24 protein-coding genes and 5 tRNA genes are annotated in these 26510 nt (G+C 64.1%); 9 read left to right on the top strand and 20 right to left on the bottom strand.

Annotated elements, in window-relative coordinates; genetic code table 11:
• Window positions 1–28 precede the first annotated feature (28 nt).
• From Mschef_RS10425 to Mschef_RS10380, 10 genes are all read right to left on the bottom strand, one after another.
• Window positions 29–487, bottom strand: coding sequence for a hypothetical protein (locus Mschef_RS10425; protein WP_081128171.1), 459 nt, complete (start codon window positions 485–487; stop codon window positions 29–31).
• A complete protein-coding gene (locus Mschef_RS10420; RefSeq protein WP_081128169.1) occupies window positions 487–1410 on the bottom strand; it encodes a CoB--CoM heterodisulfide reductase iron-sulfur subunit B family protein in 924 nt (307 codons plus the stop codon). The genes Mschef_RS10425 and Mschef_RS10420 overlap by 1 nt, the downstream gene beginning before the upstream one ends.
• Entirely contained in the window at window positions 1407–2162 is a 756-nt protein-coding gene (locus tag Mschef_RS10415; protein WP_081128167.1) for a 4Fe-4S dicluster domain-containing protein, read from the bottom strand. The genes Mschef_RS10420 and Mschef_RS10415 overlap by 4 nt, the downstream gene beginning before the upstream one ends.
• Window positions 2163–2171: 9 nt before the next feature.
• Window positions 2172–3014: a hypothetical protein gene (locus Mschef_RS10410; RefSeq protein WP_081128165.1), complete on the bottom strand. Its 843-nt coding sequence runs from the start codon at window positions 3012–3014 to the stop codon at window positions 2172–2174.
• A 16-nt stretch (window positions 3015–3030) separates the two neighbouring features.
• Window positions 3031–4083 carry an FAD-dependent oxidoreductase gene (locus Mschef_RS10405; protein WP_081128163.1) on the bottom strand — a complete coding sequence of 351 codons (1053 nt, stop codon included), beginning with the start codon at window positions 4081–4083 and terminating at the stop codon, window positions 3031–3033.
• Window positions 4080–5456 (bottom strand): heterodisulfide reductase-related iron-sulfur binding cluster, encoded by a 1377-nt coding sequence (locus Mschef_RS10400; RefSeq protein ID WP_081128161.1) that lies wholly within the window; start codon window positions 5454–5456, stop codon window positions 4080–4082. The genes Mschef_RS10405 and Mschef_RS10400 overlap by 4 nt, the downstream gene beginning before the upstream one ends.
• Window positions 5457–5495: 39 nt before the next feature.
• Window positions 5496–6227, bottom strand: coding sequence for a 4Fe-4S dicluster domain-containing protein (locus Mschef_RS10395; RefSeq protein WP_081128159.1), 732 nt, complete (start codon window positions 6225–6227; stop codon window positions 5496–5498).
• A 37-nt stretch (window positions 6228–6264) separates the two neighbouring features.
• The gene (locus Mschef_RS10390; RefSeq protein ID WP_081128157.1) at window positions 6265–6645 is read right to left on the bottom strand and encodes a DsrE family protein; all 381 of its coding nucleotides are present in this window, start codon (window positions 6643–6645) and stop codon (window positions 6265–6267) included.
• Between the two features lie 169 nt (window positions 6646–6814).
• Window positions 6815–7507, bottom strand: coding sequence for a type 1 glutamine amidotransferase family protein (locus Mschef_RS10385; protein ID WP_081128155.1), 693 nt, complete (start codon window positions 7505–7507; stop codon window positions 6815–6817).
• Window positions 7508–7590: 83 nt separating this feature from the next.
• On the bottom strand, window positions 7591–8073 hold the full coding sequence (locus Mschef_RS10380) for a peroxiredoxin (protein ID WP_081128153.1): 483 nt from the start codon (window positions 8071–8073) through the stop codon (window positions 7591–7593).
• Between the two features lie 148 nt (window positions 8074–8221).
• Here Mschef_RS10380 and Mschef_RS10375 point away from each other — a divergent pair, with 148 nt between their 5' ends.
• A complete protein-coding gene (locus tag Mschef_RS10375) occupies window positions 8222–8674 on the top strand; it encodes an Hsp20/alpha crystallin family protein (protein WP_081128151.1) in 453 nt (150 codons plus the stop codon).
• Between the two features lie 87 nt (window positions 8675–8761).
• A complete protein-coding gene (locus tag Mschef_RS10370) occupies window positions 8762–9661 on the top strand; it encodes a DnaJ C-terminal domain-containing protein (protein ID WP_081129964.1) in 900 nt (299 codons plus the stop codon).
• 21 nt (window positions 9662–9682) lie between these two features.
• On the opposite strand, the gene pilH is transcribed toward Mschef_RS10370, so the two are convergent.
• The 9 genes from pilH to purB all read right to left on the bottom strand — a co-directional run bounded on the left by pilH (window position 9683) and on the right by purB (window position 21408).
• Window positions 9683–10048, bottom strand: a complete 366-nt coding sequence (gene pilH, locus Mschef_RS10365) for a twitching motility response regulator PilH (RefSeq protein WP_081129963.1) — start codon at window positions 10046–10048, stop codon at window positions 9683–9685.
• An 86-nt stretch (window positions 10049–10134) separates the two neighbouring features.
• A complete protein-coding gene (locus Mschef_RS10360) occupies window positions 10135–10635 on the bottom strand; it encodes a DUF3617 domain-containing protein (RefSeq protein ID WP_168708966.1) in 501 nt (166 codons plus the stop codon).
• Window positions 10636–10690: 55 nt separating this feature from the next.
• Entirely contained in the window at window positions 10691–11695 is a 1005-nt protein-coding gene (locus Mschef_RS10355; protein WP_081129962.1) for a YhdH/YhfP family quinone oxidoreductase, read from the bottom strand.
• A 270-nt stretch (window positions 11696–11965) separates the two neighbouring features.
• On the bottom strand, window positions 11966–13390 hold the full coding sequence (gene lpdA, locus Mschef_RS10350) for a dihydrolipoyl dehydrogenase (RefSeq protein WP_081128147.1): 1425 nt from the start codon (window positions 13388–13390) through the stop codon (window positions 11966–11968).
• A 113-nt stretch (window positions 13391–13503) separates the two neighbouring features.
• A complete protein-coding gene (gene odhB / locus Mschef_RS10345; protein WP_081128145.1) occupies window positions 13504–14766 on the bottom strand; it encodes a 2-oxoglutarate dehydrogenase complex dihydrolipoyllysine-residue succinyltransferase in 1263 nt (420 codons plus the stop codon).
• 60 nt (window positions 14767–14826) lie between these two features.
• Entirely contained in the window at window positions 14827–17658 is a 2832-nt protein-coding gene (locus tag Mschef_RS10340; protein WP_081128143.1) for a 2-oxoglutarate dehydrogenase E1 component, read from the bottom strand.
• 137 nt (window positions 17659–17795) lie between these two features.
• On the bottom strand, window positions 17796–18752 hold the full coding sequence (locus Mschef_RS10335; RefSeq protein ID WP_081128141.1) for a GNAT family N-acetyltransferase: 957 nt from the start codon (window positions 18750–18752) through the stop codon (window positions 17796–17798).
• Complete coding sequence (locus Mschef_RS10330) at window positions 18749–20032, bottom strand: cupin domain-containing protein (RefSeq protein WP_081128139.1); 1284 nt, start codon at window positions 20030–20032, stop codon at window positions 18749–18751. The genes Mschef_RS10335 and Mschef_RS10330 overlap by 4 nt, the downstream gene beginning before the upstream one ends.
• 8 nt (window positions 20033–20040) lie before the next feature.
• Entirely contained in the window at window positions 20041–21408 is a 1368-nt protein-coding gene (purB, locus tag Mschef_RS10325) for an adenylosuccinate lyase (RefSeq protein WP_081128137.1), read from the bottom strand.
• Window positions 21409–21532: 124 nt separating this feature from the next.
• Here purB and Mschef_RS10320 point away from each other — a divergent pair, with 124 nt between their 5' ends.
• Complete coding sequence (locus tag Mschef_RS10320) at window positions 21533–22936, top strand: class II fumarate hydratase (RefSeq protein WP_081128135.1); 1404 nt, start codon at window positions 21533–21535, stop codon at window positions 22934–22936.
• Between the two features lie 43 nt (window positions 22937–22979).
• On the opposite strand, the gene Mschef_RS10315 is transcribed toward Mschef_RS10320, so the two are convergent.
• Window positions 22980–24161: a cation:proton antiporter gene (locus tag Mschef_RS10315; protein ID WP_081128134.1), complete on the bottom strand. Its 1182-nt coding sequence runs from the start codon at window positions 24159–24161 to the stop codon at window positions 22980–22982.
• A 450-nt stretch (window positions 24162–24611) separates the two neighbouring features.
• On the opposite strand from Mschef_RS10315, the gene Mschef_RS10310 reads away from it, so the two are divergent.
• The 6 genes from Mschef_RS10310 to tig all read left to right on the top strand — a co-directional run bounded on the left by Mschef_RS10310 (window position 24612) and on the right by tig (window position 26467).
• Window positions 24612–24688: transfer RNA gene (locus Mschef_RS10310), tRNA-Pro, on the top strand.
• 24 nt (window positions 24689–24712) lie between these two features.
• Window positions 24713–24789, top strand: a tRNA-Arg gene (locus Mschef_RS10305).
• Between the two features lie 19 nt (window positions 24790–24808).
• Window positions 24809–24885 (top strand) — tRNA-His (locus Mschef_RS10300).
• Window positions 24886–24902: 17 nt separating this feature from the next.
• A tRNA-Lys gene (locus Mschef_RS10295) sits at window positions 24903–24978 on the top strand.
• 57 nt (window positions 24979–25035) lie between these two features.
• Window positions 25036–25120, top strand: a tRNA-Leu gene (locus tag Mschef_RS10290).
• Between the two features lie 51 nt (window positions 25121–25171).
• Entirely contained in the window at window positions 25172–26467 is a 1296-nt protein-coding gene (gene tig / locus Mschef_RS10285) for a trigger factor (protein WP_081129961.1), read from the top strand.
• Window positions 26468–26510: the final 43 nt, after the last annotated feature.

Here is a 26510-nt window from a genome sequence, read left to right as displayed (position 1 = left end):
TGCGTGCATGCGCTGGCCATGGCGCGTGTCAATTCTGGTCTTGACTGGCGACAGGGTCGGCGCTGGCATCCTGCGCGCGCAGCGGACGCGACGAGCAGCAGAATTCGCCGAGTGCCTTGTTTTCCAGCTTGCCATCGATGAACAAGGCGAGGTGCTTGGTGACGCTGGCCGCCAGGCGCAAATGTTGCGCACGTTCGTGCGTGTCGTTGGCGGCATCGGCAACGTTGCACTGGTAAACGAGCTCGCGGCAACTCTCGCGGCAGGCATTGAACGTAGCGTCCGCGCAGGCTGCCTGGCGCTGCAATGCAAGCAGGCGAAAGCCTTCATGCCGTTCATCGGTGGGCTGCATGCCCTGTGCCTGCAGCCAACGCTCCATGATGAACTCGCCGGCATGCAGCAAGGTGCTGCGCACCGCGGCGCTGTCTGCGGCAAAGGCTGCATCAGGCATGGCTTCGATGGCCTCGGCGGTTTCCAGCAGGGTGCCCATCAGCCCAACCCCTTGGCCTTGAGCAGGTCGCGCGATTCGGAGAAGTTTTCGTTCACGCCAACCTTGCGCGCGGACAGGCCCAGCGCCATGCCCAACAGTTGCGTGAAGTACAGGATCTTGACGTTGGTCTTCTTGCCCAGCACTTTCTCGGCGCGGATCTGATGCATCTCCAACCCGGAGTGGCAGGTCGGGCACTCCGTGGCGATGACCTCGGCGCCACAGGCCTCGGCGGTGGTCAGGATGTTCAGCACCAGACGCGTCGAGGTGTCGCTGTCCGACAGCGTGTGCGCGCCACCACAACAGGCTGTCTTCAGCGGAAACTCGACATTCACCGCGCCCGCGGCGGCGAGCAGGTCGTCCATGAAATGCGGCTTGCTGGTCGACTCCGAGCCAGGGCCCTTGTCTTTTTCCGGGAAAATGTGGCGCGGGCGGGTGTACATGCAGCCGTAGTAATTGGCGATCTTCAGCCCGTTAAGCGAATTCTTGATGCGCTTGTGCAGTTCGTCGGTGCCGATCGCGTCGCGGATCCATTCCAATGCGTGAATGGTCTCGACATTGCCGGCTTCATAAGGCTGGTCGCCGGACTTGGCGGCGAGCTTGGCGACGGTTTCGCGCGAGCCGGCGTCATGGCTGAGGTCATACTCGGCCTTCTTGAGGTTGTGGTAACAGCCGTTGCAGGGCGCCATCACGGTATCGAAGCCCATGTCTTCGGCGATCTTCAGATTGCGCGCGGACAGGAAAGTCTGCAACTTGGGGTCGACATTCTTGACCTCCATCGCACCGCAGCAGTTCCAGTTCTCGAGCTCGACCAGTTCCAGGCCCAACGCCTTGCCGACTTCCTTGGTCGAGCGGTTGTAGGCATGGCCGGTACCTTCCAGTGCACAGCCTGGATAGTAGGCAACCTTGCGGTACTTCTCAGTCATGAGTGCGACTCCGTGGATTGCGCGGGCAAGCCCAGCGCGCTGCGATGCTTGGCGTTCTGCTCACCCACATACTCGTTGATGGCGTCGCGTGTGCGACCCCAGTTGCGCGTGCGCGGATGGACCATGCCGGCGAGGCCCAGTCGCATCAGCAGGGTGATGGGCAGACGCGAGACCAGGCCCCTGACCATGGCGATCAGCCAAGGTTGCGCCAGCTTCTGCTGGGTGCGCACGAAGAATTTGCGCATCAGACGGCCTTCTTCGATCTTGCCCTTGGCGAAGACCTGTCCCGAGAACACATCGTCGAAGACGACCGAAGGCTTTTCGGGGACATAACCCTTGAGTTCCAGCCAGTGCGCGGTGGCGTGCATGACCGCCTCCGGGACCACATCGCGCGGGCAGGCGTAGGTGCATTTATTGCACGACACGCACTGCCAGATGATGTCTTTGTCACGCAGCAATTCCTGTTCCATTCCAAGCCGGATCAGATAGATCCAGTAACGCGGATTGAAATCCGGATTGAGCGCATTGACCGTGCAGGAGTTGGTGCACGAGCCGCATTGCCAGCAGCGGTGGATGAATTCGCCACCAGGCAGGGCGGCGATCTCTTCCTGCAGGGATTCGTTGTAATCGGTGATCACGCGGGTCTGGATGAAGGTGCTCCAGTCGCCAGACACATCGACGCCATCGATCGCGAGCTTGTCGTTGCGAACGAGATTCTCGGGCCTGATCAGGTGCTTTTCATGGATCGGCATGCATCGTCCTCACGCGTCGAGTTGCAGCGGCGTGGCGAGCGCCACGGACATCGTTTCCGGAAGTTTCACTTTCATGCGGATGCCATCGCGCTCGTAACAATCAAGCCCGAGCAGGCGCCGCGTATGCGCCATGGCGTCTTCGGTGCCGGCAAAGTCACCCTTCAGGTAGGTGCTGCCGCGATCATTGATGTAACGCGAATAGATGTGCGCGCACAGCAGGTCCTGCATCAGGCCGAAGTCGCGATAAGTCCCGTTGTCGCGCAGGAAGGTTTCGAGTTCGCTCTTGAGCGCCAAAAAGGTGGGCAGCCGGTCGGAAATGTTGCGCGGATCGAGCTCGCGACCGTCGTCGTTGAACCAGATCTCGCGCAGGACACCGCTGCCGCTTTGCGCATCCCACATCCAGCGTGTCATCAGTGGCGTTTCGTCCGGGGCGCAGAAATGCAGGACCTCGGCCGCCAGATCGCGCGCCCAGCGGCAGGTTCGATCCGCCGGGAACGCGGCGACGAAGGCATCAAGACGGGTCTGCACCGTGGTGCCAGGCTGCATCAGCAGCAGCAACTGGCGATGCAAGTCGGCGAAGTCGTTGCTGCCGAGCCAGGCCCCCACGCGACGGCGCACCGTGGGCATGAACGTGCACAAGCCGAGGAAACGCGGCGTATCCAGCGCGGCGCTCTGCTTGCCGAGGAACCACTCGCCGAACAGCCTGGACTTGAACTGCAGCGCGGTGAGATAGACGTCGATGCCACCACCAGGCTCGGCCGCAGCAACCAGCTCTTCGAAACCGCTGCGCAAGGCGGGGCCGCTGAGGTCCAGTGTCGGCAGCAACTCCGTTGCGGATGCGCGTTGGTTCATGATGCAAGCGCCGCTCTCAGCCTGCCAGCGCCGTGGCGGGTGCACGCAGGGCAGCCAGTGCCGCCATGGCCGCGGACTGGCCTTGGGCGATGGAATCGTCGATCGTCTCCGGGCCGCACGCAGAACCCGCGACGAAGACTCCCGGGCGCGAGGTGCTGCCCATGGCGCGGTAGGTTGGCCCAGGCAACAGATAGCCATGCCGCTCCAGTTGCACGCCGAAGGTCTTGGCGATGTCGGGGTTCTCGATATTCGGGTCCATGCCGATCGCGTGAACGACCATGTCGAATGGAATGGTGATCGGGCGCTTGACCAGGGTGTCTTCTCCCTTGACGATCAGGCGTTTGCCATCCGAGGTGACCTCGGCGATACGCGCCTTGATGTACTTGACGTGGTACTCCTCCTGGCTCTGCCAGTAGTACTTGTCCTCATACAGGCCAAATGTGCGGATATCCATGTAGTAGATGTACACGGCGCATTTTGGCAGCGCCTCGCGGATTTCCATGGCGATATTGGCCGAGACCGTGCAGCACACCTTGGAGCACCATTCACGGCCGATCTGGCGGTCGCGCGAACCCACGCACAGCAGGATCGCGACGCGATCGGGCGCGCGTCCATCCGAAGGACACTTCACGCCCTTGCCCGAGGAGATCATCTGCTCGACCTGGGTGGTGGTGACCACGTCGGGATAGGTGCCGAAGCCCCATTCCGGTTTGTTGACCGAATCAAAATGGGTGAAGCCGGTACACAGGATGGCGGCGCCAACCTCACGTTGCTGTCCATTGGACAGGCCGGCGACGAATGCGCCGGGCTCGCCGTCGAAACGGGTCACGCGCGTGTCGCTGAAAATTTCCACGTTGGCGTGTTTGCGCACGCGTTCGACCATGCCGCCGATGGCATCCCTGGCCCACTCGCCCGATGGCACCAGCTTGGCGTAGCCGGACAGGATCGGCGCGCCGCCGAGACGGTCGGCCTTGTCCACCAAAATCACGCTTTGTCCCGCGCTGGCCAGCGCGTGAGCAGCCGAGAGTCCGGAAGGACCCGCACCCACTACCAATACCGGAGTCGTCATGAATTCACCTCGATCTGCGCCGGCTGCACCGGCTTCTCGTAACCAGGCCCGGATGTGATGGCGCGCTTCGGGTCGTATAGCGTTTCCACGCGACCCGCGGCGACCTCCTTGAGATACGCCTCGAACTCGGCCTTGGATTTTTCCCAGTCGATGCCGAGTTTTTCCAGCAGCCCTTCGAAGGGCGATGCGTGCCAGTGCAATTGCGCCAGCTTGTAGGGGTGCGCACCGCAGACCAGGGCAGCGAACTGGCAGTCGGCCATGACCGACAGCGGGTAGACCTTGCCCACCGCCTGGCCGATCCACTGGCTCTTGTCGAGCGTGGTGATGCAGCCGGTATCGTGGCCGATCATCACGTCGGAGTGGGCCTCCTCGACAGCGACCTTGATCTTGCGGTCGATCGCGAACGAGCGCGTGAACTCGCGCTCGCCGATGATGTGGCGGAAGCCGAAGCCGCAGCAGTCGTACCAAGTTGAATAATCGATCACCTGCGCACCGAGGGTCTGCAGCAGTCCGGTGGACACGGCGACGCGGTTGCCTTCCATCACCGTGTCGTCGTACAGCACGTCCTCCGGCACCATCTTGTGCACGTGGCAGGCCGGATGCACGGTCGCGCGGATGTTGCTGCAATCGATTACGCGATGCTCGGCGATGCGCTCGCGCATCACGTGCAGCCACTCGGAGTAGTGCACGATCTCTTCCGGGATCAGCAACTTGCCGTCCACCAGACGACCCAGCTTGCCGAGGATCTTCTTGACTTGCTCGCGCAGTTCGGCCGAGTGCAGCAAGTAACCGCGCACCTCCTTGTAATTGCCGAACGAGGTGCCGCAATGCACCAGCGGGAAGTAGTAGCCGGCAGGCAGGCCCTGCGAGATCGACGAAACATAAGCCTGATGGAAGTTGCGCAGGAATACCGCGGCCAGGCTGACGATGTTGCCGATGCCGGAGCCGTGATAATTCCACGCCGTGCACGAGGTCTGGTCGGTCTCATCCAGATACTTGATTTCCAGCATGTTCTGCAGCCACAGCAATGAACTGGGATAGCCGGGGATGTTGCCGCACTGACCGCAGGATTTGTGGTGCCAGAGCTGGTTGGTGGGGATGCGCTTGTCCCATCCATACAGGGTCTTGCCGGTCACCGGTTCGTGCTGTTCGGTGATGCGGTGCACGACGATCTCGCCGTCCTTTTCGAGCTGCCACATGATGTCGCGCACGTCCTGGACGCGATCTTTCTGCGTCAGCATTTCGCGGCGATCGATGCGCGCCTCGACCCAGGCCGTGGCGCGCTGTGCCTCGTCGGTGCTCAACTTGACCGGGCGCCACTCCGCACCGAAACCGGTGTAACCGGGCGCTGGTTTTTCGTCTTGGCTGGCCATGGGATACCTCGTTTGCTGACTTGATGAAATGGACGTGTGCTAGGCGGCTTCGTGCTCGTCAAGCCACTCCTGATATTCGTCGCGCTTCTCGTCCATGATGTCGGTGACCACATCGAACAGATTGGGGTCGATGGTCTCCAGCTGGTCGAGTACGCCGGAAGCTTCCCAGATGGTGTACAGCTCGATCGAAGTCTTGATGTTCACCACCCAGGCGGTGTCCAGCGTGTGCATGGTGGGTACCGGGATGGCCTTGCGCAGGACGTCCAGCGGTGCATTGATCTTCGCGATGCCTGGCCCCCAGTCGGCGAACGCATCCGCCGTGATCATGTTGGGGGCCAACTGGTTGCCGGTGGTGATCAGCTTCATCAGTACGCGCGTGAATGGCTTGAGCACATCTTTTGCCGACTGCATGCCGTGCTTGATCGCGGTTTCGCGCATCAGCATGATCAATCCGCCGGGCGAGTTGTGGAACGGGCAGCGTGCGGCGCAGGTGTAGCACTGGGCGCAGGCCCATATCTTTTCCTGCATCGCGTCGTAGATGCCTTCCAGATTCTCGGTCAGCAGCAGTTGCACGATTTCGCGCGGCGAGAAGTCGTAGTAATGCGCGGCCGGGCAGGTGGCGGTGCAGATACCGCAGTTGAGGCAGCCATAGAGCTCATGGTCATACAACGCATGCGATTTGATGTCGCCGAAAATCTCTTCGAGTTTTTCGCGCGTGGCGACCTCGGTGGTCGCAAACGGGTCGCCAACAGCGAGTGATGCGGTCGTCATAACGCACTCCTCCAGCCGTGCAGGCCGGATTGCGAGATCAGTAGCTGAGCACCTTCGTGTTGTCGCCTTCCATGACCTCCTCGATGACATAGGCGCCACCGACGATGCCCGAGCACTCGGGAATCAGATCCTCCTTGGTCATGTCGAACAGGTCGAGGTTGGGCGAACAGCACAGGAACTTCACACCGGCTTCGTGGGCTTCCTTGATGAAGTCGTATACGGTCTTGGGCGAACCTTCCTTGACCACGAGTTTTTCGGCCACGCCTTTTTTCATCAGCCGGCCTGCGGTCGCGGTGCAGACCACCTCGACTTCATAATCCATGGCGGCGGCCACCGAGGCCTGGAAGAACGGCGCGCCCAGTTCCTCGCCGTTGCGCGGGTCGGTGTTGACCAGCATGATCAGGAGCTTTTTTGCCAAGGTCGGGTCTCCGTTATTGGTACAGGGCGAGGCGCGACATTTGGCCTCAGGTCGGGGCTTGTTGTATCAGAGGAATCTGATGTAAACACGTGGCGCCGCAACATGAGCGTGGCGCTAATGTCAAGGTTTCGCGGCTTACGAATTCACAAGCCGTGAGCGCGAGCGTGGCTCAGCGCATCAGGCTGGTGATTTTGACCACGCCGACCATGATTTCGCTCAGGGCATCGGCAATCGCGCGCTGTTGCGCGGCCATTTGCGCAAGGGTCCGGGGGATGTTTTCGGGGACTTCGTCGAACTCCATGACCAGATCCTCGATCATCCCCGACTTGATGCCGGGATGCGCGCTGAAACCGAGGCAGTTGTCACGCACCTGGAAGATCATCGGGGCATCGCTCTCGTCGATGGCCAACACGCGTGCATCCGCGGGCAATTGCACGCGGTCGCGCATGTACATGGCGTAGGGAAAACGCTCCGGCAAGTGGCCCGCCAGGGCATCGACAGCACTGCGTCGCGCTTCGCCGATGCTGAAGCGCAGCGGGTATGCTTGCGCGCCACCACCGGCGGCGATGGCGAGGATCAGGCTGCCGACGCCAACGCCGATCACCGGCAGGCCTGCCTGCAGGAACGCATCCGTCAGGCGCAACTCGGCGTTGAGGCTGGGCAGGATCTCGCCGCTGACCACACCGCGCGGACCTGCGCCAAGCAAAACCAGCCCATCGAAACCATGCACGTCGGCTGGGATGCTGCCGCCGGCAACGAAGGGGCGCGTATAAAGAAAGCGTATCGCACGGCTCTCGAAGTGATCTTCCATCAGACCGAGGTATTCGCCCTCGGTGTGTTGCACGGCACACAGCGTCAGCATCGCGATTCTCGATCGGTTAGGGCTTGCGTTTCAGCATGGGGCACTTCGAAAGGTCCTATCGAGGTGCCCTGCGCGCCGTGCACTCAGGTCAGTTCGGCGAGCATCGCGTCAGCGCCGGAAACCTTGAACTCGCCTGGCGCCTCGATGTGCAGCACCTTGATCACGCCATCGTCGGCGTACAGGGCAAAACGCTGCGCGCGCAGGCCCATGCCGAAACCGCTGGCGTCGAGTTCCAGACCCAGCGCCCTGGTGAATGCACCGTTGCCGTCGGCCAGCATGGCGATGCTTGCCGGTGCTTTCTCGCTGGCGGCCCAGGCCTGCATCACGAAGGCGTCATTCACCGCCAGGCACAGCAGATCGACGCCACGTTTGGCAAATGCCTCAGCGCTGTCGATGTATGAAGGAAGATGCTTGAGCGAGCAGGTCGGCGTGAACGCACCGGGCACCGCGAACAGCACCACTTTGCGACCCTTGAACAGACTGCTGCTGGACACGGTTTCAGTCTTGCCGTTGCGCACGACGTTGACGCTGACTTCGGGAATGCGATCACCGGTCTTGATGGTCATGGGAGTACTCCGTTGATGGGGGATTGCGGCCACACCGCAGCCGCCATCATAGCTGCGGCGCGCGGTCGCCCTGCTTGAAAGCGGATCGCGGAATCCCTACATCGGAAACAGGCGGCAGCAGTGCCGCATGAACCCGAGGAGAACGAGCATGACCATTACCCGTTACACCCCATGGGCGGGCCAGAACGGCCTGCAGGAAGAAATGAAACAGGCGTTCGAGCGCTTTTTTGGCGGTGATGAAAGCGATCAATCCAACGTCGTCACCAGCCAGTGGATGCCGCGCGTGGACATCCGCGAGGAAGACAAGCGCTTTGTGATCCTGGCGGATATTCCAGGCGTCGACCCGAAGAACATCGAAGTGCACATGGATCGCGGCATCCTCTCGATCAAGGGCGAGCGCAGTGCCGAGCACAAGGACAAGGACGAAAAGGGCAAGTTCACGCGTATCGAGCGCTCGCACGGCATGTTTTACCGTCGCTTCGCGCTGCCGGACAGCGCCGATCCGGACAACATCAGCGCCCAGGGCAGGCACGGCGTGCTGGAGATCGTGATCCCGAAGCGTCCCGAAACGACGCCGCGCCGGATTGCTGTAGCCGAGTAATTTGCGGCGCGTGCATCGTGCGCCGGGATGCGGCCTGCGGCAGACTCAGCGCTGCCGCAGGCCTTTTTGTTCCAAGATGAGGGCATCATGGAGTTCAAGGATTACTACGACACACTCGGGGTGAAGCCCGACGCCAGCGAGGCCGAGATCAAGTCGGCCTACCGCAAGCTGGCGCGCAAATATCATCCGGATGTCAGCAAGGAAACCGGGGCCGAGGAGCGCTTCAAGTCAGTCAACGAAGCCTACGAGGTACTGCGCGACAAGGACAAGCGCGCGTCTTATGACCAAGTGCGTGCAGGCGGCTACCGTGCAGGCGAGAGCTTTCATCCACCGCCGGGTTGGGGGCAGCCTGCTGCCCAGGGGGCGGGTGATTTCGAGGGCCAGGAGGGGTTCAGCGATTTCTTCGAGAGCCTGTTTGGTGGTGCGCACGGGGGTGCCCGAGGGGCGCCACGTGCAAGGCGCGGCCACGATTTGCGCGCCATGCTCGAGGTGGATCTGGTCACGGCCTTCACGGGCGGCAAGACGCGCTTCGCCTTGCGCGATGGCAACCGTGAGCGTGTGCTCGAGGTAAAGATTCCCGCGGGCATACTCAGTGGTCAGGTGATCCGGCTCAGCGGGCAGGGGCACCCTGGCAGTGGCGGTCAGCCCGCGGGTGACGTGCTGCTGGAAGTCGTGCTGCGCGACGATCCGCGGTTTCGCCTGGAAGGCCGCGACGTGCTGGTATCGCTGCCGGTGGCCCCCTGGGAAGCGGCGCTGGGCGCAACGGTACCGGTGCCGACGCTCGCGGGTACGGTCGATCTCAAACTGCCCGCAGGGTCGCAATCCGGGCGCAGGCTGCGTTTGAAGGGCCGCGGCATGCCCGGGCAGGTGCCGGGTGATCAAATCGTCGAGCTGCTGATCCGCACGCCGCCCGCCGACGATGCCGCAGGGCGCAAGGCCTACGAGGCGTTGCAGAAGACCTTCAGCACGTTCGATCCGCGCGCTTGATGGCGCGCCAGATGTAATCGCTCAGCCGCCCAGCACTTCGCGCAGGGCTTCGCCCAGCTCGGTTTCATTGATCGGCTTGGTGACATAGGCACGCGCGCCCTGGCGCAGCCCCCAGAGGCGATCGGTGGCTTGGTCCTTGGTGGTCACCAGGATCACCGGGATGTGCGCGGTGGCCGGATCCTTGGCGATGCTGCGCGTGGCCTGGAAGCCATTGAGATTGGGCATCACCACGTCCATCAGGATCAGGTCGGGCAGCTCGCGACGTGCGGCTTCCACGCCGGTGACACCGTCCTCGGCGGTGATCACGGCATGGCCGAGTTTCTCCATGATCCGCTTCAGGCCGATCAGCTGCGAGGGGGAGTCATCGACGATGAGAACACGCGCCATGAACGTTACCGAGGGGCAGGAAGTTCCTGCAAAGCTTAACACCAGCTGCACCGCATCGAACGTGATGCGGTGCCGGTCATGTGCGATCAGTGCTTCGCTGCCAGGCACAGACCGATGCGGTGACCTTGGGCCGAAATTTTCACCAGCGCGGCGGGAATGGGCATCGGTGAACCGGTGATGCGCTGATGCACGGTGCCATCGAAACGGATCTGGCTGCCGTCATCGCTGGGCGCGATCATGAAGTCCTCATCCAACTGGGTCACCATGCCGTTGGGTTCGCTGGCGGTGCAGGCCATGGTCACGTGGTAGCCCTTGTCGCTGGTCTGCAGCGTCGGCGCCGTGCACTTGATGTTGGACGGCAGCTTGGGCATCAACGGCAACTTGGCCGGGTTGGTGTCCTTGATGCACTGCTGCGCGCTCTGGTTCATGGCCGGAACCGCGTGCCCGGCCATCTCCACCGTGGAGGTGTAGTGGAACTGCCATAAACCGGGCTGCAACCGGGTCGCGGGCGCATTGGCCCAGGCCAGCGCGGGCAGCAATGTCAGCGCGAGCAGCGCAAGCGCGGACTTCTTGTGGCGGCATTTCATGCGGGTCCTCCTGATGTATTGCAGTGGGTGATGGATGCAACGGATGCAAGCCGGCTCAGGCATCGCCGGCCACGCGCACGACGGTACGGCCGAATGCCTGACCGGCGAGGTAACCAGCGAATATGCCAGGCAATTGCGCGAAATCGATTGCGCGTGTGGCGACGGTCTCCAGCGCATGTGGACGCCAGTCGCTGGCGAGGTGTTGCCAAACGGCCATGCGCTGCGCGTGCGGCGTGTCGGTCGAGGCGATCCCAAGCAGGCTGACACCGCGCAGGATGAACGGCATCACCGTACTTTCGAGCGCGGCGCTGGCCGCGAGGCCGCAGCAGGCGACATTGCCATAGGGCGCGCAACAGGCCAGCAGCGTCGCCAGTGCAGGTCCGCCGACGGTATCGAGGGCGCCGCCGAAACGTACCGATTCCAGCGCCCTGGATTGCGCGGGCAGGGTCGTGCGTGGCAGTACCTCGGTCGCGCCGATCTGGCGCAGGAAATCGGCGTGCTCGGGTTTGCCGCTGATGGCGTGCACGACATAACCGGCGCGCGCGAAGATCGCCACCGCCAGCATGCCCACGCCGCCGCTGGCGCCGGTGATGGCCAGCGGACCGAGACCGGCATGCTGGCCGTTCTGCTGCATGCGCAACAGCGCCAGACCCGCCGTGAAACCGGCGGTGCCGAGGATCATGGTTTCGCGCAACGTCATGCCGGCGGGCAGCGCGATCACGTCATCGGCCGCCACGCGCGCGAACTCGGCGTAGCCGCCATCGCGCGTCTCGCCGAGGCCGCAGCCGGTCACGAGTACCGCGTCCCCGGATCGGTAGCGCGCATCGGAAGAGTCCACCACATGCCCGGCCAGATCGATGCCGCCGACCAGCGGGAAGCGTCGCAGGATCTTGCCCCTGCCAGTCGCGGCCAGCGCGTCCTTGTAGTTCACCGAAGACCAGGCCACGCGTACGGTGACATTGCCCGGAGTCAGGTCGTCGAGACCGATGTGCTCGAAGCCCGCGCGATAACCCGATGCATCGCTGTGGATACGAAAAGCATTGAAACGGTCGCATTGCATCGCCTTGTCATCCGGCCCGTGGTCGTCAGCAGATACGGCAGATCCCGCGGCGCCGGCCATCCATGGCCTGCGCGGGATGAAATCAGCTTTCTCATCATGGATCCCGCGGCGCCGGCCATCCATGGCCTGCGCGGGATGAAATCAGCTTTCTCATCATGGATCCCGCGGCGCCGGCCATCCATGGCCTGCGCGGGATGAAATCAGCTTTCTCATCATGGATCCCGCGGCGCCGGCCATCCATGGCCTGCGCGGGATGAAATCATCCTGATTTCAGTTGGCGCGGTGGATGGCGCGCTTGTCCACGGACATCGCCGCCTCGTGCACGGCTTCACTCAGTGTCGGGTGTGCATGGATGATGCGCGCCAAGTCTTCGGCGGAGCCCTTGAACGCCATGGCCACCACGGCCTCGGCGATCAGCTCGGAGACATTGGCGCCGACCATGTGCACGCCGAGCAGGCGATCGGTTTCGGCGTGGGCGATGACCTTGACCAGGCCGGCTGGTTCGTTCATGGCGACCGCGCGGCCCACGGCGGCGAACGGGAAACTGCCGGTCTTGTAGGGGATGCCCTCGGCCTTGACCTGTGCCTCGGTCTTGCCGGCCCAGGCGATTTCCGGCTCGGTGTAGATGACCCAGGGGATGATGTCGTAATCGACGTGTCCGGCCTTGCCGGCAATGAGCTCGGCCACGGCGATACCTTCCTCGAAGCCCTTGTGCGCCAGCATCGGGCCGCGCACGCAGTCACCGACCGCCCACACGCCCTCGACGCCCGTCCAGCAGTGTTCGTCCACAATCACGCGCCCGCGTTCGTCGAGCTTGACGTCAGTGCCCTCGCCCAGCGCGCCGGTGGTGTAGGCGCGGCGGCCCACTGCCACCAGCAGCTTGTCGACCACGATTTTTTTCTCGCCGTCCTTGCCGGTGTAGGTCAGGTGGACCTCGTTGCCCTTGACCTCGGCCTTGGACAACTTGGCGCCCATCTCGATATTGAGGCCCTGCTTGGCAAATTCACGTGCGGCGGCCTTGGCGATGTCGGCATCGGCGGCGGCGAGGAAATCCGGCAGTGCCTCGAGGATGGTCACCTCGCTGCCCAGGCGTTTCCACACGCTGCCCAGTTCCAGCCCGATCACGCCGGCGCCGATCACGCCGAGGCGCCTGGGCACGGCGGACAGTTCCAGTGCGCCCGCGTTGTCGATGATGTACTTGCCATCGAACTTCGCGAACGGCAGCTCGATCGGCACCGAGCCGGTGGCGAGGACCACATTGGTGGCTCGCAGCATTTGCTTGCCGCCGTCCGCGGCGGTGACCTCGACCTGGCGGTTTTTGAGCAGCTTGCCGGTGCCGAAATACGTGGCGATCTTGTTGGCCTTGAACAGCATGGCCACGCCGCCAGTGAACTGTTTGACGATTTTTTCCTTGCGCCCGACCATGACGGCGACATCGATTTTCGGATTGCCGGCGCTGATGCCATGTACCTCGAATCCGTGCGTGAGATTCCAGAACTGGCGGGAAGAATCCAGCAGCGCCTTGGATGGAATGCAGCCGACGTTGAGGCAGGTTCCGCCAAGCGCCTGCTTGCCGTCCTTGCCGGCCCAGGCATCGATGCAGGCGGTCTTGAGGCCGAGCTGGGCGGCGCGGATCGCAGCGTGATAGCCGGCGGGGCCGCCGCCGATGACGATGACATCGAATTGATCTGACATGGTGCGGGAGTCCTGGTGAGCGGGAAGTCAGGACTCGGCAGGGTCAAGCTCATGCCGAGCGGGGTGCCATTTCTGCTATTGCCGGGTCCCGAGTGTCGAGTCCCGGCCGTGCATCACAAGCCCAGCAGCATGCGCTGCGGATTCTCGAGCAGGTTCTTGATGTCCACCAGGAACAGCACCGCGTCCTTGCCGTCGATGATGCGGTGGTCATAGCTGATCGCCACGTACATCATCGGCGCGGCGATCACCTGGCCGTTCTCGACGATGGCGCGTTCCTTGATGGTATGCATGCCGAGGATCGCGCTTTGCGGCGGGTTGACGATAGGCGTCGAGAACAGTGATCCGAAGGTGCCGCCGTTGGTGATGGTGAAGGTGCCGCCCTGCAGATCCTCCAGCGTGAGGCCGCCCTCGCGCGCCTTCCTGGCGAAGTTGGCGATGGCTTTCTCGATGTCGGCAAAGCCCATGTGTTGCGCATCGCGCAGCACCGGCGTCACCAGGCCGCGCTCGGTGGATACCGCCACCGAGATGTCCTGGTAGCCGTGATAGATGACGTCGTTGCCATCCACCGAGGCGTTGACGATGGGACGGTGCTTGAGCGCCTCGCATGCGGCGCGCACGAAGAAACTCATGAAGCCGAGCTTGATGCCGTGGGTCTTCTCGAACGACTCGCCCAGTTCCTTGCGCAATGCGCTGACGCGCGCGAGGTTGATCTCGTTGAACGAGGTCAGCATGGCGATGGAGTTCTTCGATTGCATCAGGCGCTCGGCGATCTTGGCACGCATGCGCGTCATCGGCACGCGCTCCTCGGGACGACCGTCGGCTCCACGCGCGGCCGGCGCTGCCGCGGTGGCATCGGACGCGCTGCCGCCGCGCATGAAGTTGACCAGATCTTCCTTGGTCACGCGGCCATCGCGGCCACTGCCGCTGACCTTGGCGGGGTCGATGCGTTCTTCGCTGGCTACGCGCAGGCCGGCGGGCGAAAGCTGCGCGCTGTTCGCGACCGGAATGGCTGCTGGAGCCGTTGCGGCGGACGCGCTGGCCTTGGCTGCCGTGCTGGCGACTGCTGCAGCGGCAGGCTTGGGCACCGCTGTCGCTGCTGCGCTGCCTGCGCCTGTGACGCCCGCGCTTCCTTGTGCCATACCTTCTTCAAGCACGGCGATCAACTCCTGGCTGGTGACCGTGCTGCCGCTGTCCTTGACAATCTGCTTGAGCACGCCATCGACTGGCGAAGGCACTTCCAGCACGACTTTGTCGGTTTCCAGGTCCACCAGATTTTCGTCACGCTTGACCGCATCACCGGGCTTCTTGTGCCAGGTGGCGATGGTGGCGTCGGAAACCGACTCGGGCAGTACGGGGACTTTGATTTCGATGGCCATGGCGCGTGATTCCTTCGGGATGGCTTGCGGAATGGGAAAGGATGCTGGGTGGTGGATGGGTCAGTCGTTGGCGTCGGCGCCGACAGGGCCGCTCAGCGCGTATTCGACGAGGGCATTCTGTTCGGCCACGTGCGTGTTGTAGTGGCCGCTGGCCGGCGCCGGCGAGCGTGCGCGTCCGGCATAGCCGAGGGTGCGCTCGCCAGCGACCGCCTGCAGGTGGTGACGAATCTGGAACCAGGCACCCTGATTCATGGGCTCCTCCTGGCACCAGACCATCTCGTTGGCGGCCGGGAAACGATCCAGTTCGTGCGCCACGGCGCTGCGCGGGAACGGGTACAACTGCTCGACGCGCACCAGCGCCACATCCTGGATGCCGGCTTTTTCCGCATGCTCCAGCAGGTCGTAGTAGACCTTGCCCGCGCACAGCACCACGCGGCGCACCTTCTGCCCGGCTTGGGCGGTGGTATCCGCCAGCACGCGCTGGAAGTTGCCGCGCGTCAAATCCTCGATGCTGGAAACGGCCAGCTTGTGGCGCAGCAGCGACTTCGGCGTCATCACGATCAGCGGCTTGCGCGCCTGGCTCAGCATCTGCCGGCGGATCAGGTGAAAAACCTGAGCGGGCGTGGTGGGCACGCAAACCTGCATGTTGTGCAGCGCGCACAGTTGCAGATAGCGCTCGAGGCGTGCGGAGGAGTGTTCGGGGCCCTGGCCTTCATAACCGTGCGGCAGGAACAGCGTCAGCCCGGATAACCGGTCCCATTTGGCCTCGCCGGAGCTGATGAACTGGTCGATGACCACTTGCGCGCCGTTGGCGAAATCGCCGAACTGGGCCTCCCAGATCGGCAGTGTGCGCGGCTCGGCGCTGGCGAAACCGTATTCGTAGGCCATCACCGCCGCTTCCGACAGCGCCGAGTCGATGATCTCGACGTGCGCATCCTCGCGCACGCGCTTCAGCGGCGTGGTGGTGACGCCGGTATCCTGGTCGTGCAGCACGGCATGACGATGGAAAAAGGTGCCGCGCGCACTGTCTTGACCCACCAGGCGCAGGCCGTAGCCGTCATCCAGCAGCGTGGCGTAGGCCAGATTCTCGGCATAGCCCCAGTCCAGTGGCTGCGCGCCGGCGGCCATCTTGCGGCGGTCGTCGTAGATCTTGGCCACACGCGGATGCAGCTTGATTTGCACGGTGTCGGTGATCACGGTTTCCAGGCGCGCCAACTTGGCGCGCGCCACGCCGGTGACGACCTCGCTGTCCAGTGTGCCGTTGAGGTAGGGGCTCCAGTCGACGCGGAAGGCATCGGCCAGCGGCGTGGACAACTCGGTGACGGGTTCGCCGGCTTCCAGGCGCTTGCGATAGTCGGCCATGCGCTGTTCGGCATCGCTGCTGCTGATCACCTCGGCATCGACAAGTCGTTTGGCGTATTGCGCCAGCGTGCTCGGCAGGCTGCGGATCACCTGGTACATGCGTGGTTGCGTGGCCGCGGGTTCATCGGCCTCGTTGTGGCCGTGGCGGCGATAGCAGACCAGGTCGATCATGATGTCGCGCTTGAACGTCTGCCGATACTCGAACGCCGTGCGTGCACAAAACGCGACAGCCTCGGGATCGTCGCCATTTACGTGCAGCACGGGCGCATTGATCATCTTGATGATATCGGTGCAGTAGTGCGTGGAACGTGCATCGTCCTGGCGCGAAATGGTGAAGCCGATCTGGTTGTTGATCACCACGTGCACGGTGCCGCCAACGCCAAAGCCGCGCGTCTGCGAAAGGTTGAACAGCTCGGCATTGACGCCCTGGCCGGCAAGTGCCGCGTCGCCGTGGATCAGCACAGGCAACACTTCGCGGCGGTCGTTGTCGCCGCGCCGCGTCTGTCGCGCGCGCACCGAACCCAGCACCATCGGATTGACGATCTCCAGGTGCGAGGGATTGAATGCCAGTGCGATGTGGATCGGGCCACCCGCGGTGTGCACGTCGGCGCTGAAACCCAGGTGATACTTCACGTCGCCGGAATGCGCGGGATCGTCGGCGTGCTCGAACCTGCCTTCAAACTCATCGAACAGCAGGCGCGGCGGTTTGCCCATGGTGTTGATCAGCACATTCAGGCGCCCGCGATGCGCCATGCCGAGCACCAGTTCGCGCACGCCGTTGCGGCCGCAGTCCTCGATCAGCGTATCCAGCAGCGGGATCAGGCTCTCGCCGCCTTCGAGTGAAAATCTTTTCTGCCCGACATACTTGGTGTGCAGGTAGCGTTCCAGACCCTCGGCGGCAATCAGGCGGTCGAGCACGCGCAGGCGCTGCGCGGGCTCGCTGAGGAAGTTGCCGGCGGCCTGCTCCAGCCGCGTTTGCAGCCAGCGGCGCTGATCGTGATCGGCGATATGCATGAACTCGGCGCCGATGGTGCCCGTGTAAGTGCGCCGCAGTTTCTCGATGAAGCGCCCCAGCGGCATGCGCGTGTCACCACCGGCATAGCTGCCGGTATCGAACGATGTATTCAGATCGTCCGCATCGAGACCGTGATAAGCCGGGTCCAGATCCGGGGCCGCCGGCTTGCTGGCGCGATTCAGCGGGTCGAGGTCGGCGGCCAGATGCCCGCGCGAACGAAATGCCGTGAGCAGACGCAGCACCGCGCCCTGCTTGCGTGCGTGGCGGTCATCGCCGAGCGCCGCCGCGCGGCCGTGACCGTTGAGACGCTGCGCCTGCTGGATGCGGTCGATGACCGGACCATGCGCGCTGTCGCCGGCTTCGCGCCCATGCAGGCTTTTGAAATAACTGTCCCAATCGTTGCCGACGCTGGCTGGGTCAGCCAGCCAAGCCTCGTATTGGGCTTCGACATAAGGGGCATTGCCGCCTGCGATAGGCGACGACAGAAGGAATTCGCGGATGAGATTGGCGCTCACGGTGACACCGGGACGGGGAAGGGGGCGCCCGTGGTACTGCGACGGGCGCGATGTAGCTGGTTATCCCGGTAATTATAAGCCGCATGATGCGGCGCTGCGACAATTTGCACGCGATGCGTGCTGCGGTTCACGCGGCATCAAAGCTGCAAAGGCTGCAGTTCGCGCAGCGGCTGCGAACGTGCCCAGACCTGATCGAAATAGGCGGCGAGTTGCGCAGCGCGGCCGGGCGCGAACGTGTTGCCCATGGCTTCGTGGCGTGAGGCCAGCGCGCGCAGCAGATAGCCGCCGCGATCGTTGAGCAGGAAGGCCGATGGATAGTGCAAATCGGCGTCTTCGACCGGTTGGCGCAACTGGATGACGCTTGGCAGACGCTGGATCAACGGCAGCATGAGATGGCCATCGCGCAGCGCTGCATCGGGCTGTTGCACCAGCAAACGGAGTTGCGCGCCACGACCGCGCACGGCCAGCGTGCGCAGCGCTTCGAGTATGGGAGCCTGATCGAGCAGGCCGGGATCGAGGTCGCGTGTATACAGCGTGATGCCATGCCGTGCATCGCGCAGCAGGCGCAGCGTGGCGGTGGCAAGCGCGCCGAGGTCGTCGGCGTGCAGCGGCGCGGCCACGGGCGTGGGCTGCAATGCGCGTGGCGCAGGCACGGCAAAGGGTTCCAGTGCAAGACGCATCATGCGATGCGGGATGTTGGCATCGAGGTAGGTATCGCCATAAGGGATAAACCCGGCGCGCGCATAGAAATCGATTGCGTGTTGTTGTGCGCTGAGCTGGACCTCGGGCCAGCCCAATGCACGGGCCTCGGCGATCAGGTGCGTGAGCAGCGCCATGCCCACGCCGCGGCCGCGCCACTCGGCCAGCACCGCCATGCGTCCGATGCGCTGCTGCGGGGTCAGGCGCGCGCAGCCGATCGCGTTGCCGTCCAGCGCCAACGCCAGCACGTGGCGCGAAACGGCATCAAGGTCGTCCCATTCGTCCTCGGCGCTGATCTGCTGTTCGCGGATGAAGACGGCATCGCGCACGCCGCGCAAGGCCGCAGCATCGGTCGGCCAGTGCGCCGGAACGATGTGAAAGCCGGCGGCGATCATGCACGCTTGCGCGGCGCGCGCGCGAATTGCACGCAGCCGACAGCAAGCAGATCGCGCAGCGCAGTCAGCGCGGAACTGTCGCGCAGTACCGCATCGTCAGGCTCGATGTGCGCATTGGCGCACAGTGTCTCGGCCAGCGCGCGCGGACAATGCACGATGTGTCCGGCGGCGAACAGGGAGGCACCACCGGCGCCATGCTCGATCCAGGCGAAGCGTGCGAATGGATGGCGCAGCACCGCGCGACCACTGAGCAGCATGGCGCGCACCTGCTCCAGTGATGCCGGCGGGCCGTCGCCGGTGATCGGCGCGGCGCTGCGATAGCGCGTGATCATGCAGCCAAACCAGAGCGCGAGTTCGCCAGCCTTGATGCGCTGCGCGAAAGGCCCCAGTTGCGCACGCACGCGCGCCAGCGCCGCGGAATCAATCAGGCCCGGTGCGCGCGCCGGGCGCAGATCGGGGTCACTGTAGCGCCGAGTATCGGGCAGTTGCTCGGCGAGGTGCTCGGCCAGATCCAGCAGCAGCTCGGACTCGGCCGGAGCGCGCATGCCGATCGAGAACGTCATGCAGGCGCCTTCGGCCACGCCATCGTGGGGAATATCAGGGGGCAGGTACAATATGTCGCCTGGTTGCAGCACGAAATCGTGGGTCGGCGTGAACTCGGCCAGCAGTTTCAGATCGGTGCCGGTGCGCAGCCCGCGCGGCGCGTTGCGTTCGGTGCTGATGCTCCAGCGCCGCTTGCCGATCCCTTGCACCAGAAACACATCGTACTGATCGATGTGTGGGCCGACGCCGCCGCCGTCGGTGGCGTAGCTGACCATCACGTCGTCGATGCGCCAGGTGGGCAGGAAACGCACGAAATCCAGCAGGCCGGCGACCTCGGCATCCCACTTGTCGACGTCCTGCACCAGCAGCGTCCAGTCGCGCTCGGGCAAGTTGGTGAACGTGGCCTCACTGTAGGGCCCGGGCTGCAGTGTCCACGATGCGCGCTTGCGCTCGCGGAGCACGATGCGCGCCAGCGCGGTTTCTTCGCAGGCGAGGCCGGCGAGGTCCTCGGGTGTGATCGGTACCTGCCAGCCAGCCAGCGCGCCACGGATCAGCAAGGGATGCTTCTGCCAGTACCGGGTGAGAAAACGCGAGGGTGGCATGCCCAGCGGCATGCCATGACTGGCGTTGACTTCGAGTGCAGGCACGGCGGGTCGCACACGCAGGCGCGACTTGGCCTGATCGGGCTGCGCCGATTGCGCATCGCCGGCGCGTGATGGTGCGGTTTTTCTTGGCATGACCAGTCTCAGACGTCGCGTGCCAACGTGCCGGCAAGGCCGGTGTAGGCAGCAGGGGTGAGGGCGAGCAGGCGCGCCTTGGCCGACTCGGGCAGGGGCAGTGATTCGATGAATGCGGCCAGCATGGCCGGCGTGATCACGCGCCCGCGGGTCAGCGCCTTGAGTTGCTCGTAAGGCTCGGGCAAGCCGTGGCGGCGCATCACCGTTTGCACGGCTTCAGCCAGCACCTCCCATGCGCCCTCCAGATCCGTGGCCATGCGCGCCGGATCGGCGTCGAGCTTGCCGAGGCCGCGCGCCAAAGCGGTCAGCGCGACCAGGGTGTGGCCAAAGCCGGTGCCCAGTGCACGCAGCACGGTCGAGTCGGTGAGATCACGCTGGAAGCGGCTGACGGGCAGTTTTTCGCTGAAGTGGCCCAGCAGCGCGTTGGCCACGCCAAGATTGCCTTCGGCGTTTTCGAAGTCGATTGGATTGACCTTGTGCGGCATGGTCGATGAACCCACTTCGCCGGCTTTGAGCGCCAGCTTGAAATAGCCCATCGCGATGTAGCCCCACAGGTCGCGCGTCAGATCGAGCAAGACGATGTTGGCACGGCGCACCGCGTCGCAGTATTCGGCGATGCCGTCGTGCGGCTCGATCTGCGTGGTCCATGGATTCCAGTGCAGCCCGAGACCTGCGACGAAGCCCTGCGCGAGTTGCTGCCAGTCGACCTCGGGATAGGCCACCACGTGCGCGTTGAAGTTGCCCACCGCACCGTTGATCTTGCCGGGGATTTCGACGGCTGCGAACTGCTGGCGCTGGCGCTGCAGACGCGCAACGACATTGGCCGACTCCTTGCCCAGCGTGGTCGGCGAAGCCGGCTGGCCGTGCGTGCGCGCCAGCATTGCCAGGTCGGCATGCGCATGCGCCATGGCGCGCAGTTGCGCGATGACGCCATCGAGTGCGGGCAGCAGCACGCTTTCGCGCGCGTCCTTGAGCATCAATGCATAGGCAAGGTTGTTGATGTCTTCACTGGTGCAGGCGAAGTGCACGAATTCAGTGGCCGCGACCGCACCGGGCAGGGCACCCATGCGCTGCTTGATGAAATACTCGACCGCCTTGACGTCGTGGTTGGTGGTGCGCTCGATGCGCTTGATCGTGGCGGCGTCGTCGACGCTGAATTGCTCGCCGATGGCCAGCAGTGCGGCGCGCGTGGCGGTATCGAAGGCCGGCAACTCGGGGATGTCGGGGTGTTCGGCCAGCGCCAGCAGCCAGGCAATCTCGACGCGCACGCGCCGGTGCATCAAACCGAATTCGCTGAATACCGGATGCAAGGCCGCGCATTGGCCGGCGTAGCGGCCATCCAGTGGCGAGAGCGCGACGAGAGCAGGGTGATCCATGCGTGCGGGAGGCCGTGTCAAGAGAATCAAGTTTACACCGCGGGGCTATACTCGATGGCTTGCAAAGCGGCACAGGATGCCAGGCTTCGCAAGCCACACAGTCTCCCTGCACCAGGAACCCGCGATGAGCCAGCACTACCGCATCGAGCATGACAGCATGGGCGAGCTGAAAGTCCCCGTCGATGCCCTTTATGGCGCACAGACACAGCGCGCCGTGCAGAATTTCCCGATTTCCGGATTGCGCATGCCACGCGCCTTTATCCGTGCGCTGGGGCTGACCAAGTCGGCTGCCGCTGAAGCCAATGCCAGACTCGGACACCTGCCCAAGGCCACGGCCAAGGCCGTGCGCGCCGCATCCGAGCGCGTGGCGCGCGGTGAGTTCGATGCGCAGTTTCCGATCGATGTGTTCCAGACCGGCTCCGGCACCAGCAGCAACATGAACGCCAACGAGGTCATCGCGCACGTCGCCTCCACGGCGAAGCTCAAGGTGCATCCCAACGATCACGTCAACATGGGACAGAGTTCCAACGACGTGATTCCCACGGCGATCCACGTCAGCGCCACGCTGGAAACACGCGAAGTGTTGCTGCCCGCGCTGGCGCATCTGCGCAAGACCATCGACCAACGCGCCAGGGAGCTGGCCAAGGTGGTCAAGACCGGGCGCACGCACCTGATGGACGCCATGCCGGTAACCTTCGGCCAGGAGTTGTCCGGCTGGTCGGCGCAGTTGCACAGCGCCGAGGCGCGCATCACCGATGCGCTCAGGCGCATGCAGCGTCTGCCGCTGGGCGGCAGCGCTGTGGGGACCGGGATCAACGCAGATCCAAAATTCGGCAGCGTTGTCGCCGCCGAGCTGACACGCATGAGCGGCAGCAAGTTCGTCGCCGCCGACAACTACTTCGAAGGCATCGCCGCGCAGGACGATGCGGTCGAACTCTCCGGCCAGTTGAAGACGCTGGCCTGCGCGTTGATGAAAATCAGCAATGACCTGCGCTGGATGAACTCCGGGCCGCTGGCCGGTCTCGGCGAGATCGAACTGCCCGCACTGCAGCCCGGCAGCTCGATCATGCCCGGCAAGGTCAACCCGGTGATTCCCGAGGCGATGGTCATGGTCTGCGCGCAAGTCATCGGCAACGACGCGGCGATTACGCTCGGTGGCCAGGCGGGCAATTTCCAGCTCAACGTGATGCTGCCGCTGATCGCGTACAACCTGCTGCAGTCCATCGCCATTCTGGGCAAAGCCATGCGCGCGCTGGCCGACGATGCCATTGCCGGGTTCAAGGTCAACCAGGCGCACATCCAGCAGGCACTGGACAAGAACCCCATTCTGGTGACCGCACTGAACCCGGTGATCGGTTACGAAAAGGGCGCGGCGACCGCCAAGCTGGCGTACAAGCAGAAGCGCCCGATCCTGGACGTAGCGGTGGAAACCACCGGCCTGCCGCGCAAGCAACTGGCCAAGCTGCTGGACCCGATGGCGCTGACCCGCGGCGGCATCCACGGCAAGGCGGGCGGTGGCGCAGGCTGACCCGGCTCGCCGCGGCCATCAGCGGATCACGTCCCTGGCCCATTCATGATGCGGGCTGGTTGTCCTCTTCGCGTGGCGCGCGGCGCAGCATCCAGCCCAGCAGTGGCGGTGTCAGGATCGAGGTCAGCAGCGACATGGCGACGATCACCGCATAAACCTCAGCGCTGAAAACTCCCGCGGCCAGGCCGAGACTCGCCACGACCACGCCGACCTCGCCACGCGGCACCATGCCGATGCCCACGGCCATCGCGCTGCGATGGCCCAGCTTGAGCGAGCCCAGATAAGCTCCCAACCATTTGGTGACGACTGCCAGAAGCGTGGCGATGGACAACATGATCAGCGCATCGGGGTTCAAGAAGACGCGCACGTCCAACTTGACGCCGGTCATCACGAAGAAAAACGGTGTCAGCAGCGTCAGCAGCGGCTTCATCTGATGCTCAAGCTGCGCGCGCTGGTCGGTTTCGGATGCGATCAACCCAGCCAGGAAAGCGCCGATGATCGCTGCCAGCCCGAAGCGCGTCGACAACCATGCCAACCCCAGGCACAGCGCCAGCACGATGCTCAGCGCAGACATGGTCATGCGTGGCCGCTCCAGCCACGCTGATCGCCTGCGCGCCACGCGCGTACCCAGCCAGCCCACGACCACGACAAACCCGACCGCTTCGGCCACCACGATCAGCAGGTGCACGGGATCGGCCACGCCGCTGCCCTGCGTCGATACCACCACGCCCAGCAAGAGCATGGCGAGGATGTCGTCGATCACCGCCGCGCCCAGGATCACGTGCGCCTCGCGCCGCTGCAGCGCGTGCATCTCCTGCAGCACGCGCGCGGTGATGCCGGCCGAGGTGGCGACAAAGGCCGCGGCGATGAACATCGATTTGTTCCACGCGAAGCCTTCCAGGTGCGCCCACAGCGACGCGCCGCCGAAGGGCACGATCACGCCCAGCGTGCCCACCATGAACGCGATCAGGCCGACGCGCTTGAGATCGACCATGCGCGTTTCCAGTCCCACCGCGAACAGCAGAAACACCACGCCGACTTCGGCCAGCGCATCCAGCACCACGCCTGGATGCACCCAGGAGAGCAGCGAAGGCCCGAGCAAGGCGCCGGCCACGATCTCGCCGACCACGCCCGGCATGCGCATGCGCTGCGCCAGTTCATCGCCAATGCGCGCGGCAACGAACACCACGAACAGCGACAACAGGATATCGGCGGCGCCGTGCATGGGCTCGATCCGTACGCATGGTGACAGACGGCGATGCTAACCCAGAGATCTCGACGGGCGAGTTCAGGCCGCCGCGTCGAAATCGTCCACAACAGCGGCCGCCGGCTGTTGAGATTCGCGTGTTCGAGCGTTTCGTGCCTGGGATCGGACGTGCTCAGGGAGCCCTCGCGCGCCGCTGCGCGAATCCAGCGTGACGCGCATCGGTGCGTGTACAAGGGCTTCCGGGTGGCGCGATTGCATGCAGTACGGGTGCGTGCATGCGGCAACCCATCGCGTGGCGCCGGCAATCGTCAGGGTATGGGTTTTGCCCGCTCCGCGTACCGTGGCCAGCGGTCTTCGCGGCCGCGCAGGGCGCCATGCAACGGTGCATGCGCGCGTTGACTGCGTGCGGTATGGCCACGTAAGATTCGTCAGCTCGGAGGCCCGCAGTTGCAGGCGGGCTGCTGGCGACGGGGTATAGCTCAGTCTGGTAGAGCGCCAGCTTTGGGAGCTGGACGTCGGGGGTTCGAATCCCTCTACCCCGACCAAAGCGTGCTCTGTCAGGTGGTCATGCGCCCGTAGCTCAACCGGATAGAGCATCGGCCTTCTAAGCCGGCGGTTGCAGGTTCGAGTCCTGTCGGGCGCGCCAATGCTTCAAGTTTTTCGTGGTGGGCGTAGCTCAGTTGGTTAGAGTCCCGGATTGTGATTCCGGTTGTCGTGGGTTCGAATCCCATCGTCCACCCCAGTTTTCAAGGTTTGTGTGGGCCGTTAGCTCAATTGGTAGAGCAGCGGACTCTTAATCCGTAGGTTGAAGGTTCAAGTCCTTCACGGCCCACCACCCGCCTTCCTCATGTCCCCGGCGATCCCGTACACTATTCAGCCGTTTCACACCCGTGCGAAAGTGGCGGAATTGGTAGACGCACTGGATTTAGGTTCCAGCGGGTACCCCCGTCCGGGTTCGAGTCCCGGCTTTCGCACCATCAGACGCCGTGCGCGCAGCCTTCGCGCGTGCGGGCGAGGAGTCCCAAGGCATGCAGGTTTCGCTCGAAAATGTCGGTGGCCTTGAGCGCCGGCTCACGGTGAAGTTTCCCTCTGCTGACCTGGAGGGTCGCGTGCGCGAGCGCATGCTCGACCTGGGCCGCAACGTGCGGCTCAAGGGCTTCCGCCCGGGCAAGGTGCCGGGCAAGGTCATTGAACAGCGTTTCGGCGCCCAGGTGCGCGGCGAGGCGTTTAGCGAGATCATCTCGAACACGCTGCAGAAGGCCCTGGGTGAGCAGCAACTGCGCCCGGTGGCGGCGCCGTCGATCAACACCAGTGGTCAGGCCGAGAACGGCGAAATCGCCTACACCGCGACTTTCGAGGTGTTTCCTGAATTGCCCGCGGTCGATGTCACCGCGCTGAGCATCGAACGCATCGATGCCAGCGTCAGCGATGCGGACATCGACAACATGATCGAGACCCTGCGCAAGCAGCGCACACGCCTGCAGCGCGTCGAGCGTGCCGCGCAGAGCGGCGACCATGTCGGTTTCGAGTACTACACCCAGACCGCGGATCTGCGTCTGCCGGCAGAAGGTATGGATCGCGGCAGCAGCATTCTTGGCAGTGGCACGCTGCTGGCTGAAATCGACGCCGCGCTGTCGGGCCAGGCACCTGATGCCGAACTCGAGCTCGATGTGGCGTTTCCTGCCGAGTTCCGCAATGAACACCTTGCCGGCAAACTGGCGCGCATGCACCTGCGTGTGTTGACGGTACAGGAGCCGGTGCTGCCGAAACTTGACGCCGAGTTCGTGCGTCAGTTCGGCATCGACTCGGGTGAGCTGGAGGATTTCCGCCGTGAGGTGCGCACCAATCTCGAACGCGAGTTGGGTGCCGCGGTCGCCGCGCGCTTGAAAGGCGAGGTCGCTGGGAAGCTGGCAGCGGCGCACCCGGACATCAGCGTACCCAGAGCCATGCTGGAAGCCGAGGCGCAGGCGCTGGCGCGCATGGGCCTGGCGCAGGACGCACAACCGGCGCCGGAACGGGTCGAGTCGGCGCGCGCCCCGGCACGCACCCGTGTCATCGCCGCACTGTTGATGAGCGAGATCGCACGGCGCGAAGGCATGCAGCCCGAGGCGCAGCGTGTCGCGGCACTCATGGCATCGATCGCCTCGACTTATGAAGATCCGCAGCAGGTGATCGAGCTGTATCAGCGTGATCAGCAACAGCTGGCCAATCTGCGCACGCGTGTGCTCGAGGACCAGGTTGCGGAGTGGATCGCGCAGCATGCGCAGACCACGGTGCGCACCATGAGCTTCGACGAACTGCTGCGTCCCGGGCGCAACGGCTGAAACCGCGCCGCATCGGACCTGATCGTCCGCCAGGCACAGCATT

Origin of the sequence: Metallibacterium scheffleri, assembly GCF_002077135.1 — a bacterium.
Lineage (GTDB): Bacteria > Pseudomonadota > Gammaproteobacteria > Xanthomonadales > Rhodanobacteraceae > Metallibacterium > Metallibacterium scheffleri.
Note: the sequence above shows the minus strand (reverse complement) of the source record. Positions and strands in the feature narration are given on the sequence as shown.

Coding starts and splice junctions, on each gene's coding strand:
- Mschef_RS10355 (WP_081129962.1), bottom strand. CDS start 11,695: ATGCAATGCGACCGTTTCAATGCTTTTCGTATCCACAGCGATGCATCG.
- Mschef_RS10380 (WP_081128153.1), bottom strand. CDS start 8,073: ATGACCATCAAGACCGGTGATCGCATTCCCGAAGTCAGCGTCAACGTC.
- pilH (WP_081129963.1), bottom strand. CDS start 10,048: ATGGCGCGTGTTCTCATCGTCGATGACTCCCCCTCGCAGCTGATCGGC.
- Mschef_RS10410 (WP_081128165.1), bottom strand. CDS start 3,014: ATGAACCAACGCGCATCCGCAACGGAGTTGCTGCCGACACTGGACCTC.
- odhB (WP_081128145.1), bottom strand. CDS start 14,766: ATGGCCATCGAAATCAAAGTCCCCGTACTGCCCGAGTCGGTTTCCGAC.
- Mschef_RS10415 (WP_081128167.1), bottom strand. CDS start 2,162: ATGCCGATCCATGAAAAGCACCTGATCAGGCCCGAGAATCTCGTTCGC.
- purB (WP_081128137.1), bottom strand. CDS start 21,408: ATGGATCACCCTGCTCTCGTCGCGCTCTCGCCACTGGATGGCCGCTAC.
- Mschef_RS10400 (WP_081128161.1), bottom strand. CDS start 5,456: ATGGCCAGCCAAGACGAAAAACCAGCGCCCGGTTACACCGGTTTCGGT.
- lpdA (WP_081128147.1), bottom strand. CDS start 13,390: ATGTCAGATCAATTCGATGTCATCGTCATCGGCGGCGGCCCCGCCGGC.
- Mschef_RS10405 (WP_081128163.1), bottom strand. CDS start 4,083: ATGACGACTCCGGTATTGGTAGTGGGTGCGGGTCCTTCCGGACTCTCG.
- Mschef_RS10320 (WP_081128135.1), top strand. CDS start 21,533: ATGAGCCAGCACTACCGCATCGAGCATGACAGCATGGGCGAGCTGAAA.
- Mschef_RS10315 (WP_081128134.1), bottom strand. CDS start 24,161: ATGCACGGCGCCGCCGATATCCTGTTGTCGCTGTTCGTGGTGTTCGTT.
- Mschef_RS10370 (WP_081129964.1), top strand. CDS start 8,762: ATGGAGTTCAAGGATTACTACGACACACTCGGGGTGAAGCCCGACGCC.
- Mschef_RS10375 (WP_081128151.1), top strand. CDS start 8,222: ATGACCATTACCCGTTACACCCCATGGGCGGGCCAGAACGGCCTGCAG.
- tig (WP_081129961.1), top strand. CDS start 25,172: ATGCAGGTTTCGCTCGAAAATGTCGGTGGCCTTGAGCGCCGGCTCACG.
- Mschef_RS10420 (WP_081128169.1), bottom strand. CDS start 1,410: ATGACTGAGAAGTACCGCAAGGTTGCCTACTATCCAGGCTGTGCACTG.
- Mschef_RS10330 (WP_081128139.1), bottom strand. CDS start 20,032: ATGCCAAGAAAAACCGCACCATCACGCGCCGGCGATGCGCAATCGGCG.
- Mschef_RS10385 (WP_081128155.1), bottom strand. CDS start 7,507: ATGCTGACGCTGTGTGCCGTGCAACACACCGAGGGCGAATACCTCGGT.
- Mschef_RS10335 (WP_081128141.1), bottom strand. CDS start 18,752: ATGATCGCCGCCGGCTTTCACATCGTTCCGGCGCACTGGCCGACCGAT.
- Mschef_RS10425 (WP_081128171.1), bottom strand. CDS start 487: ATGGGCACCCTGCTGGAAACCGCCGAGGCCATCGAAGCCATGCCTGAT.
- Mschef_RS10360 (WP_168708966.1), bottom strand. CDS start 10,635: ATGAAATGCCGCCACAAGAAGTCCGCGCTTGCGCTGCTCGCGCTGACA.
- Mschef_RS10395 (WP_081128159.1), bottom strand. CDS start 6,227: ATGACGACCGCATCACTCGCTGTTGGCGACCCGTTTGCGACCACCGAG.